The organism is Filifactor sp. (genome assembly GCF_057248345.1).
In genome coordinates, this window is sequence record NZ_DBHIIC010000039.1 from 1 (window position 1) to 14,102 (window position 14,102).

Annotated in this window: 17 protein-coding genes; 2 read left to right on the top strand and 15 right to left on the bottom strand. The window is 33.5% G+C overall.

Translation table 11 applies throughout. The features are described 5' to 3' along the window. Positions 1-70: 70 nt before the first annotated feature. From ACO5GE_RS06530 to purR, 15 genes are all read right to left on the bottom strand, one after another. Entirely contained in the window at positions 71-1,030 is a 960-nt protein-coding gene (locus ACO5GE_RS06530; protein ID WP_484830114.1) for a ribose-phosphate diphosphokinase, read from the bottom strand. A 24-nt stretch (positions 1,031-1,054) separates the two neighbouring features. Then, the gene (gene glmU, locus ACO5GE_RS06535; protein WP_484830115.1) at positions 1,055-2,413 is read right to left on the bottom strand and encodes a bifunctional UDP-N-acetylglucosamine diphosphorylase/glucosamine-1-phosphate N-acetyltransferase GlmU; all 1,359 of its coding nucleotides are present in this window, start codon (positions 2,411-2,413) and stop codon (positions 1,055-1,057) included. Positions 2,414-2,496: 83 nt separating this feature from the next. After that, complete coding sequence (locus ACO5GE_RS06540; RefSeq protein ID WP_484830116.1) at positions 2,497-3,138, bottom strand: CBS domain-containing protein; 642 nt, start codon at positions 3,136-3,138, stop codon at positions 2,497-2,499. Positions 3,139-3,171: 33 nt separating this feature from the next. After that, positions 3,172-4,404, bottom strand: a complete 1,233-nt coding sequence (locus tag ACO5GE_RS06545) for an HlyC/CorC family transporter (RefSeq protein WP_484830130.1) — start codon at positions 4,402-4,404, stop codon at positions 3,172-3,174. 86 nt (positions 4,405-4,490) lie between these two features. Continuing rightward, positions 4,491-5,414 carry a Ppx/GppA phosphatase family protein gene (locus ACO5GE_RS06550; RefSeq protein ID WP_484830117.1) on the bottom strand — a complete coding sequence of 308 codons (924 nt, stop codon included), beginning with the start codon at positions 5,412-5,414 and terminating at the stop codon, positions 4,491-4,493. Next, the gene (locus ACO5GE_RS06555; protein WP_484830118.1) at positions 5,415-5,795 is read right to left on the bottom strand and encodes an FtsB family cell division protein; all 381 of its coding nucleotides are present in this window, start codon (positions 5,793-5,795) and stop codon (positions 5,415-5,417) included. Between the two features lie 4 nt (positions 5,796-5,799). Beyond that, on the bottom strand, positions 5,800-6,045 hold the full coding sequence (locus ACO5GE_RS06560) for an RNA-binding S4 domain-containing protein (protein ID WP_484830119.1): 246 nt from the start codon (positions 6,043-6,045) through the stop codon (positions 5,800-5,802). A 194-nt stretch (positions 6,046-6,239) separates the two neighbouring features. Further along, complete coding sequence (rsmI, locus tag ACO5GE_RS06565; RefSeq protein ID WP_484830120.1) at positions 6,240-7,049, bottom strand: 16S rRNA (cytidine(1402)-2'-O)-methyltransferase; 810 nt, start codon at positions 7,047-7,049, stop codon at positions 6,240-6,242. Between the two features lies 1 nt (position 7,050). Further along, entirely contained in the window at positions 7,051-7,812 is a 762-nt protein-coding gene (locus tag ACO5GE_RS06570; protein ID WP_484830121.1) for a tRNA1(Val) (adenine(37)-N6)-methyltransferase, read from the bottom strand. A 3-nt stretch (positions 7,813-7,815) separates the two neighbouring features. Next, positions 7,816-8,697, bottom strand: coding sequence for a PSP1 domain-containing protein (locus ACO5GE_RS06575; protein ID WP_484830122.1), 882 nt, complete (start codon positions 8,695-8,697; stop codon positions 7,816-7,818). Next, positions 8,694-9,419: a hypothetical protein gene (locus tag ACO5GE_RS06580; protein ID WP_484830123.1), complete on the bottom strand. Its 726-nt coding sequence runs from the start codon at positions 9,417-9,419 to the stop codon at positions 8,694-8,696. The genes ACO5GE_RS06575 and ACO5GE_RS06580 overlap by 4 nt, the downstream gene beginning before the upstream one ends. Next, a complete protein-coding gene (locus tag ACO5GE_RS06585) occupies positions 9,416-10,096 on the bottom strand; it encodes a dTMP kinase (protein ID WP_484830124.1) in 681 nt (226 codons plus the stop codon). The genes ACO5GE_RS06580 and ACO5GE_RS06585 overlap by 4 nt, the downstream gene beginning before the upstream one ends. A 212-nt stretch (positions 10,097-10,308) precedes the next feature. Further along, positions 10,309-10,689, bottom strand: coding sequence for a RidA family protein (locus ACO5GE_RS06590; protein ID WP_484830125.1), 381 nt, complete (start codon positions 10,687-10,689; stop codon positions 10,309-10,311). Between the two features lie 110 nt (positions 10,690-10,799). Then, entirely contained in the window at positions 10,800-11,117 is a 318-nt protein-coding gene (gene spoVG, locus ACO5GE_RS06595; RefSeq protein WP_484830126.1) for a septation regulator SpoVG, read from the bottom strand. A 304-nt stretch (positions 11,118-11,421) separates the two neighbouring features. Beyond that, positions 11,422-12,252 carry a pur operon repressor gene (gene purR, locus ACO5GE_RS06600; RefSeq protein WP_484830127.1) on the bottom strand — a complete coding sequence of 277 codons (831 nt, stop codon included), beginning with the start codon at positions 12,250-12,252 and terminating at the stop codon, positions 11,422-11,424. A 222-nt stretch (positions 12,253-12,474) separates the two neighbouring features. On the opposite strand from purR, the gene murC reads away from it, so the two are divergent. Together murC and ACO5GE_RS06610 are read left to right on the top strand one after the other, a co-directional pair. Further along, positions 12,475-13,833: a UDP-N-acetylmuramate--L-alanine ligase gene (gene murC / locus ACO5GE_RS06605; RefSeq protein ID WP_484830128.1), complete on the top strand. Its 1,359-nt coding sequence runs from the start codon at positions 12,475-12,477 to the stop codon at positions 13,831-13,833. Between the two features lie 21 nt (positions 13,834-13,854). Continuing rightward, positions 13,855-14,102 (top strand): hypothetical protein (locus tag ACO5GE_RS06610; RefSeq protein WP_484830129.1); only part of this gene is annotated, 248 nt, incomplete at its 3' end.

Sequence of the window (14,102 nt, forward strand, 5' to 3'; positions counted from 1 at the left end):
AACAAAGTAAGTCTATTTGAAAATAATATCGTTCTTTATCAAGAAAACTTCGATACTTCCTAGGCTACTATTATCCCTCAGTAGATTCAAATAAAATACTTAATGATTCATTGTTGAATGTTTTGTATATTGCTTTTGCAAACAATGGTGCCGAAGAAATTACACGAATCTTATCCATTTCTTTTTCTTTTGGTAAAGCAATCGTATCTAAAATTACAATTTCTTTGATACAAGAGTCTTTTAATCTTTGAATTGCCGGACCTGAAAATACAGGGTGTGTGCAAGAAGCATAAATTTCTTTTCCACCCATTTTACGAATTGCTTCTGCTGCATTTACCAATGTACCTGCAGTATCAATCATATCATCAATCAATAAAATGTTTTTATCTTTTACATCCCCGATAATATTCATTACTTCAGAAATATTTGCTTTTGGTCTTCTTTTATCTACAATGGCCATTGGAATATCCAATTTTTCTGCAACGGCTCTTACTCTTTTTACACTACCATGGTCAGGAGACACCACTACAAGATTTTCAATTTGTTTTTTTGCAAAATAGTCTACTAAAATCGGCCCGCCTAACAAGTGATCTACCGGTATATCAAAGTATCCTTGAATTTGATTAGCGTGTAAATCCATTGTCAGTACTCTATCTGCACCTGCAGCTTCAATTAAATCCGCAACCAATTTTGCAGTGATAGGATCTCTTGATTTTGCTTTTCTATCCTGTCTTGCATATCCATAGTATGGAATTACAGCTGTGATTCTTCCTGCAGAAGCTCTTTTTAGAGCATCTATCATAATCAACAGTTCCATAAGGTTATCATTTACAGGATCACAGGTAGATTGCACAATATAAGTATCTGCTCCACGAACACTTTCATTGATATTGATGGATATTTCACCATCACTAAACTTGTTAACTTGTGCTTCTCCCAAAGGAACTCCTAATCCATCAGCAATTTTTTGAGCCAATGCAATATTCGAATTTCCACTAAAAATTTTGATTTCATTTCCTCTAATATTCATTAGAATGCCCCTCCCAAAAACAAATTATTTCTTTTTGATTAAACCTTTTCTGCTCGTCCAATTTTCTTTAATACGTTCTTTACTTCTCGCCACACAAAGTGCATCATCCGGAACATCAATTGTAATGGTAGAACCTGCCGCAACAAATGACATGTCTCCTATTTCAACCGGTGCCACTAAATTTGAATTGGAACCGATAAAGGAATTGTCACCGACTGTAGTTCTGTGTTTGTTTTTTCCATCATAATTGACAAAAACTACTCCGCACCCAATGTTGACATTTTTTCCTACATCAGCATCTCCAATATACGCAAGATGAGATGCTTTGGAATAATCCCCAATTTTTGAATTTTTTATCTCAACAAAATCACCTATTTTAACATGTTTTCCAACATGTGCATTAGGTCTAAGATATGCATAAGGGCCGATTGTACTATATTCTTCCACAACAGCTTCTATCAAAGTTGAGCTTTTGATTTCTACACCGTTCCTAATGGTACAATTCTCTATTGTCGTATTTTCACGGATGATACAGTCTTCACCTATCACTGTATTTCCTGAAATTCTGGTATTTGGATAAATAATGGTATCTTGACCAATCACAACGGACGGGTCGATGTATGTAGTATCTTCATCCAAAATAGTCACTCCATTATCCATCAAAGTACGGTTAATTCTACGTTTTAAAATCTGACTAGCCTGTGCCAATTGTTGTCGGTTGTTGATTCCAATGATTTCATTTTCATCAGCAATACACAAAGAAACAGTTCCCTTCTTTGCAACATTTTCAAAAACATCAGTTAAATAATATTCACCTTGACTGTTTTCTGTCTTTAATGTGCTTAGTTGTTCTTTTAATATTTTCCCTGAGATAATATAGGTTCCGGCATTGATTTCACAAATCTTTCTTTGTTCATCCGTCGCATCTTTCTCTTCTACAATCTTTGAAAAATGCTCGCCATTTCGTATGATTCTGCCATAATTAAATGGATTCTCTACAATGGCAGACATCACAACAGCGTCACTATGTTGCTTCAAATCTATCATTTTTTGCAATGTGACATCTGTAATCAACGGAGTGTCTCCACATATAATCAGCACATCGTCATCATCTTCAATCAAATCAATCCCCATCATAACTGCATGCCCTGTTCCCAATTGTTCTCTCTGAAAAACACAATCAGCACTACCGGCGAGATACTCTTGTACGGTATCGCCGGCATGTCCTACTACAACAATTGGTTTTTTCTCTGATAAAGCACAACAATTCTTTAACACATAATCAATCATAGGAACATCTAGTATAGAATGCATAACCTTAGGATGTTTCGATTTCATTCTAGTTCCTTTTCCTGCTGCCAGAATGATGCTTTGTAAACTCATAGTCTTTTCCCTTCTATGCTTTTTATAATAACCAACAATTTCATATTATCATTTTTTCAACAAAAAGTCATTATAATTTTAACCTATTGAGCTCGTGGAGTAAACTCATGAACCTTGATTCCACGTTCTTTCATTTTCTCTACCAATAAAGGTAATTGTTCCCCTTTCAGACGGATAGAAATCTCAGTAATCCCCATAATATCTGTGTTATATTGAGTGATATTTGTAATATTAGCACCATGCTTTTCGATAATGCGAGTGATGTTACTCAACACACCAACAAAATCATCTGCATGGATGACTACTTTAGCATCTTTAAGACCATACACACTTACTACAAGTCCAAAGATTGCTTTTTGTGTAACAATACCCAAAAATTCATCCTTTCTATTGACGATAGGAACAAAGCTGATGTTATTCACCGAAAATTTCTCAGCAACTGTCTCAACATAATCCGTATCCAAAGCAATCGACTTGTTCAAACTCATGTACTTTTCCAAAGGATCTTGGAGCATTGCTCTAACTTCTTCTTCATTAGCTCTTTTCAAAAATAAATCCTCTAAAATGTTTTTTGCGTGTAATACCCCTAAAAACTTGTTATCTTGAACAACAGGCAAAGACAAAAATGAGTTGTCTGAGATAATATTTAACCCTTCTTCCAAAGTCTGGTTTGGAGATAATTTAATCAACTGATTCTCCGGTGTCATAACTGTTCTTGTAATCATAAAAGTTCCTCCTCAATTTCCCATAAAATATTATTAATAAAATACTCTTATTTTCATAATTCTACTCTTGTCTACTTTTTCAATGACAAATCGAATAGATTCATAATTTATAATTTCTCCTGTTTTAGGAATTTTACCCAAAATTCCTAAAATAAATCCTCCAATGGATTCAAAATCCTCTGATTCAAAATGAGTTCCGATTTCTTCATTTAGATCTTCCAAACGAACAGAACCATTTACAACATATTCCCCTTCCTTAATACAAACAATATCTTCTTCATCTTGTGGATCGTACTCATCATTGATATCTCCCAAAATACTTTCGATGATATCTTCCATGGTAATGATTCCCGCAACTCCTCCATATTCATCCAACACAATCGCAATATGGATACGATCCCCTTGCATTCTACGGAAGAAATCTGATATCTTAATGAACTCATAAGTGTAAAAAGGCTCTCTCATATATTTTTTGATATCAAATTGTTTTATCTTTTCAAATGGTATAAAGAATAAGTCTTTGGCATAAAGAACTCCAACAATATTATCAATGGTATCCTCATATACCGGAATTCTAGAGAACTGCTTTTCTCCAAAAGCTGCAACCACTTCTTCATATGTTGCTGAAACATCAACTGCAACAATGTCCATTCTTTGAATCATAATATCTTTCACACGCATATCACTATATTCAAAAATATTATCAATGATTTCTTTTTCGTCTGATTCCAATACACCTTCTTGACTGGACACTTCCACAATCGTCTTCAATTCCTCTTCTGTAATAAGAGGTTTCTTCTCCTGTTTGTTGATACCGAATAAATGAAGAAGACCGTTGGTAAAATTAGTCAAAATCCATACAATAGGAGAAAATATTTTTACAAACACATTCATAATCGGAGCAATAAACAGTACAATTTCTTCTGTATAATCAATTGCTATATTTTTAGGAGTGATTTCTCCGAATATCAATACTAATAACGTCATCAAAAAAGTTGCAATCCCAACCCCTTTATTATTCCAAAAGTAAATTGCTACAGATGTAGCGATTGCTGATGCACCAATGTTAACTAAGTTGTTTCCTACTAATATTGTACCTAACAATTGATTAGGATGTTCTAACAAATCCTGTGTTAACTTTGCATGTTTCACATTATTTTCAACCAAATGTCTCAACCGAATCTTACTCATAGACATCAACGCTGTTTCCGACATGGAAAAAAATGCTGAAAAAAACAACAGCACAACTAAAATAACTATCTGCATTCCCAATGTTGTATCCAAAAAGCTCCCTACCTTTTCTTTCTCATCACTATATCGTTATCATCTCTCCAAAACATACTACTCTCACGTTAGTTTCCGGACTTTATATTATGAAAAATTAAACCTTCCAAATTATCATATTCACTGACTGTGATAGTATCTCGATGCAACTTTTTCAAGATTGTTTCTAATATTACACCACCTGCTACAATAATATCAGCTCTCTTCGGTTGCAGACCGTTTACCAGCTTACGTTCCTCCAAAGTCTGATCTGCCATGAAAGCAACAAGTTGACTCACTTGTTCTCTCTTCACAATACTGTTGTGAATTTTGTTCATATCATAGATTTTCATATTCTGAACAATCGCAGAATATGTGGTAATTGTTCCACCAATGCCAATCAACTGTGTGATAGGATATACTTCCAAAAACTCAATAATAGAACTCAACTCTCTGTTGACAAATTCAGAAATTTGATTTCTTTCTTCTAGAGAAACCTTATCATTCTTCACAAATTTTTCAGTCATACGTAGTGCTCCAATATTCAAGCTTTCAGAAAATAAGATGCCCTCTTCTACCGACCCTAACATAAATTCAGTAGAACCACCACCGATGTCAACAATCAAGACATAGCCTGATGTCTTAAGTCCTGCAATTGCTCCACAAAAACCCAGTAATGCTTCCTGTTTTCCTTCAATGACCTCAACATGAACACCTGTCAATTCTTTCGCTTTTTTGACAAACTCACTTCTGTTTTTAGAATCTCTCAATGCAGACGTTCCCATTACATAGATATCTTCGACTTTTTCTTTTCTCGCCAAATCTATAAATTGATGTAATGCCTCCAAATTACGATTCATAGTTTCCTCATTGATAAAACCGTGAGAATCCACACCATGACCCATTCTTGTAATATCAATATATTTTTTTCGATTTTCTAATTTTTCTCCATGTTCTGCAATCAACAAACGCATTGAATTTGTGCCGATATCAATAGAAGCTAATTTTTTCATCTACTGTTTCCTTTCTAAATCGATATACACTCTCTCATTCGGTTTTACCATTTTTAACTGTTCTCTTGCTTGTTTTTCAAGATATTCAGGCGTTTCTGCATTGAGAAGATCTTTTTTCAACTCTTCAATCGTCTTTTTCTCCTCTGTAATATTTTTTTCCAACTCCACTTTTTGATGTTGCAAACGCATCAAGGTCAAACCTTGATTTACAAATTTAATCCCCGTTCCTATCATTATCATAATTACAAAGGCACACACTGAAATAGAAACGATATTAGAAGAAAACTTCCCTTTCTTTACACTGTCTTTCTTAACATTGCTTTTTGAAAAATAGTTTGTTGTTTGTTCTCTCTTTGTTTCAGTTTTTCTGTAAATCTTCATCATTCTACTCCGAAATCACTTCATATAGTTGTGATGCTTCCTCTTTTTTTGTCGTATCTTTTAATTCCAAAATTCGAACTGACATTGTACGTTCTCCAAAGGTAATATCTAACACATCTCCAACCTTCACTTTTGTCGATGCCTTGGATTCTTTCCCATTTACCAACACAACACCACCATTTGTCGCATCCTTTGCAACCGTTCTTCTTTTAATAATTCGTGATACCTTCAAAAATTTATCTAATCTCATTGTTTCATCCTTTTCATACTTTTTATAAAAATGTATACGTAGTTTTATTATAACATATAACGTTTAGGATTCATTGCATTTTTACTAAATAATTTTTCTAATATACAATGGGTACATCAAAAAACTACAGTATCTAAAAAACTTTTTAAACACCGTAGTTTTTTCGTATCATTCCTGTTGTATTTCCTAAAGAATTACAATTCTAAAGACAATGGATATATACTTTTTTTAGGTAATTTTGTTTGTGTCATCACAATACGAACTGCATCTTTTTTAGAATTACCCTTATTCATCTCTTCCTTTAACATCTGCAAAATATCTTCTTCTGTGTACTCTTTTTGAATTTCTGAACACCCTTGCACAACTATGACAAATTCCCCTCTTCTCTGTATTTTCTCAAAATCCAAAGAATCAAGATCTGTGTGAATATATTCCTCAAACTTTTTGCTGATTTCTCTACAGATAGATATTTGTCGATTCTCAAAAACCTGATAAATATTGGTCAAAGTATCTTCAATCCGATGAGGTGCTTCATAGAATACAATCGGCCATTTGACATTCTTTAAATTCTCTAATTGCTCAAGTTGCAAACTCTTCTTTCTCGGTAAAAATCCGATAAACAAAAACTCCTTTTGTGCTAAATTGGAGGCTACCGCAGCAGTAATAACAGCACTGGCTCCAGGTAGAACAGTATAAGGAATATTTTGTTCAATCACTGCCTGAATCAATAAATATCCCGGATCTTGAATTCCAGGCATACCTGCATCAGATACCAATGCAACCTCATTTCCTTCTGCAAGCAATCGGATAATTTCTTCCCTTTTTTCCATTTCATTGTGTTCGTGTAGACTAATTAATGGCTTATGAATATCATAGTAGTTTAGTAGTATTGCAGAGTGTCTTGTATCTTCACAAGCAATATAATTCACCTTTTTCAAAGTATTCAATACTCTTAAAGTAATATCTTCCATATTTCCAATCGGAGTTGGACAAACATACAACAAATCAATTCTCCTCTATCGTCAAGTTGGAATAAATCATCTCAATCTCTTTTGTAAACAATCTATTCTCATCATAAACATACAACGGTTCTAATAATTTTAAATCGGATTTCCCATGTTTTACCATCTTCAACAACACTAAATTTGGTGCTTTTTCTACATAAGGATGAACCATTCTCATTTCCTTCGGCTCCAAACGATATTTTCGACACAGCTCAAAAATATCACACAACCTGTTTGGTCGGTGTACCATGTAGAATACACCGGATACTTTCAGTAAACTTTCTGCTGTAACAAAAACATCTTTTAAAGTGCACCTTACTTCATGTCTTGATATTTTTTTCTTTTCATTCGGATTCTGTAATCCATCCACCTTCATATACGGGGGATTCGATACGACAAAATCTAAACTGCATTTTTCAATATACTGATTCGCCATTTTCAAATCGGAACAAATAACACTTGCCCGGTCTTCCAAGTGATTCAACAACATAGATCTTTGTGCCATATCTGCAACTTCTTCTTGTATTTCAAACGCATATATTTTTTTGATATTGCTTTTTCCAAGAATTAAAATTGGAATAATTCCTGTACCTGTTCCCAAATCAGCACCAATAAAATTCGATTTTACTCTCACGAAATTCGACAACAATACAGCATCCATTCCAAAGCAAAAACCATTTGTCTGTTGAATAATCTTAAGGCCGTTCAGGTTTAAATCATCTACTCTTTCATGTTCTAATAACGATATTTGTCTCTCATTCATATACTAATCTTCCAATAATTTTTTCAATTCCTGCTCATCAAATTCACTCTTTTTCTCTTTCTTCTTAAAATTTTTCAAAACTTTAATTTCAGAAAGAGGATATTTTTTTACTTCTATGGTATCAGCTTTTTTATTTTCCACCTGTACTTTGACTTCTTCCAGGATGGTTTTTGTTTCAATCACTTTTCCTTTTCCATCCGGAGTCTGCACAATACTGCCCACATTTGGCATTTCTTTTATAATACCTTCATAGACTTGATGTTCATAGTTCAAACAGCAGAACAATCTTCCACATATTCCGGAAATTTTGGTAGGATTCAAAGAAAGGTTTTGATCTTTCGCCATCTTAATAGAAACCGACTGAAAATCTCCTAGCCAAGTGGAACAACATAAAGGTCTTCCGCAAGAACCGATCCCACCCATTGTTTTCGCCTCATCTCTTACACCAATTTGACGAAGCTCAATGCGGGTACGAAAGATTGCAGCTAATTCTTTGACAAGTTCTCTAAAGTCTATTCTTCCATCTGCAGTAAAATAAAAAATCAGCTTGCTTCTATCAAATGTATACTCTGTATCCACCAGATTCATCTCCAGATTATGTTTTACAGATTTTTTAATGAAAATTTCTTCTGCTTCCTTTTCCTTTTTTTTGTTTTCTGCATACTGATCCAAGTCATCTTGTGTCGCCTTGCGCACAACCGGTTTCAACTTCATCACAAAACTTTCTTCTTTCAATTCCTTCGATGGAACTTCCACAATTCCGATTTCAATTCCACGGACTGTCTCAACAATAATCTTATCTCCAAACTCAGCCGTTATCCCATTTGGGTTAAAGTAATAAATTTTTCCGGCCTTTTTGAATCGAATTCCAATTACTTCTATCAATCTATTCCCTCCAGTATATTTAACATCATGATATCCAATGTTCCGGCAACACCGGTATTCACCTTTATCAGTTTTAATGCTCTTTGAACAGATGAAAATAACACGAGTAACTCCACACGACAAAAATGTTTATCCTTCTTAGAATAAGTATCTTTCAACAAGGTAGCAATTCTCTCTGTCAGGCATTCCAAGTATCGAACACTTTTCCACCGTTCGGAAGAAATCTCATCCAAGTTATGTTGCATTACAACCAAATCTCTTTCATACACTCCATTTAAAAAACTATCTATCCACTTTTCTTCTTCTGAAGATTCCTGTATCGTATTGTTGTGATAAAGTCTTATGGTACGAGACAATATCGTTGGCAACAACTTATAAGAATTATTGGTAAGAAGAAAAAACACTGTATTGTTTGCCGGTTCCTCTATTGTTTTGAGAAGTGCGTTTTGCGCGGAATCAGACAATTTATCTGCGTGCAAAAGCAAATACACCTTTTGATTTCCATAAGGCTGTAGGACTGTATTTTTTACCAGCTCCCTCACCTCATCAACTCCAACTTCACTTCCATCAAAAACTGTGACATCTATACTCTGAAAAATATCTTCCACTCCAAATAGTTTCAAAAGATATTCCTGTAGACATTTCACACTGGTATCGACATCTCCATCAATCATATATGCATGACTTAAAAGACTTTTTTCTTCCGGTAATCCTAGTATCATATCAAACCGCCTTTATCACACAACGAAATAATCTCACCATGTATCACATCAATCGGTTTCATTTCACCTTCTAACATACAGTCTACTATTTCCCATTTTTCTTCTTTCGAAAAATAACAAGCTGTTTCATAAGAACGTTTCATGTAATTGTAATTTTTTTCATGAATATCCTTTTTTTCCTCACTTGTTATCTTGTTCAATCTTTCTTCCATCAATGCAAATGTCAGGTCAATATCTACATGTAAAAAGATGGTCATATCAGGTTTTGGCAAGGAAAAAATTTGAAATTCCAAATCATACAACCAATCTCTAAATCCATTTTTTTCTTCCGTTGTATTCAACTTTGACGCCTGATGAATCAAATTGGACATCACATATCTGTCAACAATTATGACTCCTCCTTGTTCGTAAAATGGCATCCAGTCTGTTTTCCAAGAAGCATATCTGTCTCCTGCATAAAAAATCGATGCAACATAAGGACTTACCGAATCCGCTTCCGTACCGAATTCTCCTGCCAAATACATTTTAACCAAAGAAGATGACGGGGAATCATAATTTGGAAAATGAACAATACGACAGGGAATTCCTTTGTTCAATAAATATTGATACAACAGCTTGGACTGCGTTTCCTTTCCGGAACTGTCCGTTCCCTCTATTACAATTAACTTTCCTTTCATACCTTAGAAAACTCCCCTCATTTGACTCTATTGACTGATATCAATATAGATTTCCTTCTACATGATTATATTTTTATCATCAGCAAATTTATTACAAATAGAAATAAATTCCCTTTTACATTATACTATATAAAGCTTCCATTACAAATAAAATAAAGTAAAAACAGAAGAAAATACCTCCTGTCTTTACTTTATTCTAATATTTTCCGATTCTATTTGTTTTTTACTGCAATTGCTTCAATTTCTAATATAGCATCTTTTGGTAGCCTTGCTACTTCAACACAGGATCTTGCCGGTGCTAATCCATCAAAAAATTCTGCATAAGTCTCATTGATGGAAGAAAAATGATTCATATCTGCAATAAAGATTGTTACTTTCACAATATTTGTCATATCATATCCCACTTGTTGCAATATAGATTTGATATGAGTCAAAGATGCTTGTGTTGCCTTTTTTGGATCTGTTTCCAATTCTCCAGTCTGCATATTGATAGGTAATTGTCCTGAAGTAAAAATCATGTTGTCTGTTTCAATCCCTTGTGAATACGGGCCTATCGCAGCCGGTGCTAACGATGTTGAAATTTCTTTTTTCATCTCTGTTATTCCTCTTTTCCTATTTATTATCTATAAAACAATAGAAAGGGAACCCTCCCTTTCTATCTATTTTTACATAATTTTTCAATTGTGTAAACGAAGAATATTTTTTACAAGGAAGATTCCTGCTCTACATAGGTGTCTACTTGTAAATTCTCACTTTCTTCAGCAGATTTTTTTGCAGTTTCATATGCCACCAAAACAGCTTCTTGCAATTCCTGTCTCATACGAACATTAATTGGATGGACAATGTCTCTAAATGATCCATCAGCAATTTTTTTACTTGGCATCGCGATAAACAATCCGTTTTCTCCTTCAATCAATTTGATGTCATGAATAACAAAACAGTTGTCCAACGTAACAGATACGATACTACGTAATCTTCCTTCTTCTGATAATTTTCTCACTCGTACATCTGTAATTTCCACAAAAAACACTTCCTTTTCCAATCACACTATTTTCTAAAATGTCCAATTTTCAGAAATAACGATAATTCATTCTTCTGAATACTATATTTATTCTACAAATTTTCCTCATATCCCTTTAATTTTTTAATATTTTTTTAATTTATATTTTTTTAAGAAAAAAATTGTTTTAATTATTTCAATAAACTTATTAAAGTGTTTTTTCGTGAATTCTGAAACATTCGCTTCAACAAAAAAGCAACCTTTCATTTATTATCAAGGTTGCTTTTTACATTCTATAGCAATTTAAATCTTACAGATAGCAGTTTTATTTCATCATTTCATTGGAAGTGACAAGCACTTGCTGATTAGGTACTATTAATTTTTTCTCTTTCTGATTTTGTATATGAATCAAAGAAATGTAATTATCAATATCTTTCTTTTCGTTAGGGTTTGCTTCCATAAAAACTCCTCTGGCAACAACTTCAGCAGAAAATTCCTTCATCAGCTCTTCCATTCCTTTTAAAGTACCTCCTTTTCTCATAAAATCATCAATCAAAATAACTTTCGAATTCGGTTTGATGGATTTTCTAGATAACGACATGCTTTGAATGGTTCCACTTGTTCCTGAAAGATAGTTAATTCCTACAGTAGGCCCCTCCGAAACTTTGATGTTTTTCCGAATAATAACAAGAGGTAAATTCATTGCTCTTGCTGTCATCAATGCCATTGGAATTCCTTTTGTTTCAATCGTAACTACATAGTCAATTTCAGAATAATCAATGATTGACGCAAAGATTTCTCCTATTTGTCTTGTGTAAACCGGATTATAAATTAAATCAATCAGATAGAAGAAATCTCCCACCAATTGTCTTTCTGGATTAGAGATTTTTTCACATAGTTCTGTCAACACTTCCATTATCTTTTCGGAATTCATATATGGAATGTATTTCATTCCTCCTGATGCTCCGGAAATTGTGATGATTTTTCCCAAATTCAAACGTTGGAATACATTTTTTACTACTACAATATCTTCACTCAATGTTGATTTTGCTGTATGAAATTCATCAGCAAAATTTCCCAATGTAAAAATTTTATTTGGATTATCTAACAAAATTTTTACGATTGCTCCAATTCTTTCCGTCTTCTTTATTTTCATTTCTCGAATTCCTCCTGATATTTAAATCTATGAATTTAAAAACCAAATATGATTCCTTGTATTCTATGGTCAATCTCTCAATTCCAACACAAACAATCCCTAAAAAATTAAGTATAAATTAAGTATATTGATATAAAAAAAACACAAGGTATGTTATAATAAAACGATAACATTAAACTAAAAACAATAAAATATATTCCCTAAAGGAGTTGTAAATAGATTATGAAAGTTCATTTTATAGGCATTGGCGGAATCAGTATGAGTGGTCTTGCAAACATTTGCCTTAATTTAGATTATATCGTTTCCGGTTCTGATTCACAAGAAAATTTTTTTACAACAGAGTTAGCGAGTAAAGGCGCCACAATCTATATTGGACAATCTTCTCAAAATATCAAACCTGATATTGATCTTGTCGTATATACGGCAGCGATTCATCCGGACAATCCTGAGTGGTTGGAAGCAAAGAAACAAAATCTTAAAATGCTCAGCCGATCTGAATTTTTAGGAATTGTGATGAAGAAATATGCAAACTCTATTGCTATTTCTGGAACACATGGAAAAACAACAACCACTTCCATGCTTTCTGTCATTTATTCCCAATCTGAATATGATCCTACTATTTTAGTTGGAGGAAATTTAAAAGAAATCAATGGAAATTTCAGAATAGGAAGTAGTGAACATTTTATCACAGAGGCCTGTGAATACTTTGACAGTTTTCTTGATTTATATCCGAAATTCGGCATTATTTTAAATATTGAAGCAGACCATTTGGATTACTTTGACAGTTTGGATGTCATTATCCAATCCTTTAGAAAGTTCTCTCAAAATGTTTCTTCCAATGGATACACGATTGCAAACGGAGATGATCAAAATGTGAAAACTGCTCTAAAAGATTTACCAAACTGTATCTTATTCGGATATGACAAGAGTAACGATGCTATCATTGTAGATGATTCTTTTGATAAAAATGGGAATGGTCATTTTTCGATTCAATTACATGGAGATGTCTTAGGACCATTTTCTATCAAAGTTCCGGGAAAACACAATATTATGAATGCTACAGCAGCTATTTTGACAGCTTATAAAGATGGACTTCCATTGGAAAAAATCCAACATGGTATTTTTTCATACCATGGTGTTGACAGAAGATTTCAGTACAAAGGAAAATATGGAGATGTTCTAGTTTATGATGACTATGCACACCATCCATCTGAAATTAAAGCAACTTTATCCGCTGCAAAATTTTTGAATCCGAATCGCTTGGTTGCTATTTTTCAACCACATACTTACACAAGAACCAAAAGCTTGTTAGAGGAATTTTCCACATCATTCTATGATGCAGACATCGTGATTATTACCGATATTTATGCATCTCGCGAAGCAGATACCGGTTTGGTTTCTTCTCAAGATTTGGTCAACCGACTAAAAGAACATGGAAAGGATGCAATTCATCTAAACAATATCATAGAACTTCAAAATTACTTGAATCCTATCCTACAGAAAGATGATATCATCTTCACAATTGGTGCAGGCGATGTCTATAAGCTGGGAGAACAGCTGTTATTAAATACCATGAACTAATAAAAACGGAGGGAGAGTTTTATGGAAATTATAGCTATTATTCATATCTGTGCTGATTCAGTACGAATGATTCAAATAAAACTGAATCGGGATAATGCTTACACTTTAATTGAAAAGTATAGAGAACCAATTGACATTTTCGGAAAACTTGACTCGAACGGAAACATCTTAAGCGACGCGATTTCTTCTCTGATTACTATTTTGAAAAATTTTCAAAGTATCTGTGAAGCTAAAAAAGTAGATAGATCTATTATTATTGGAACAGAAAC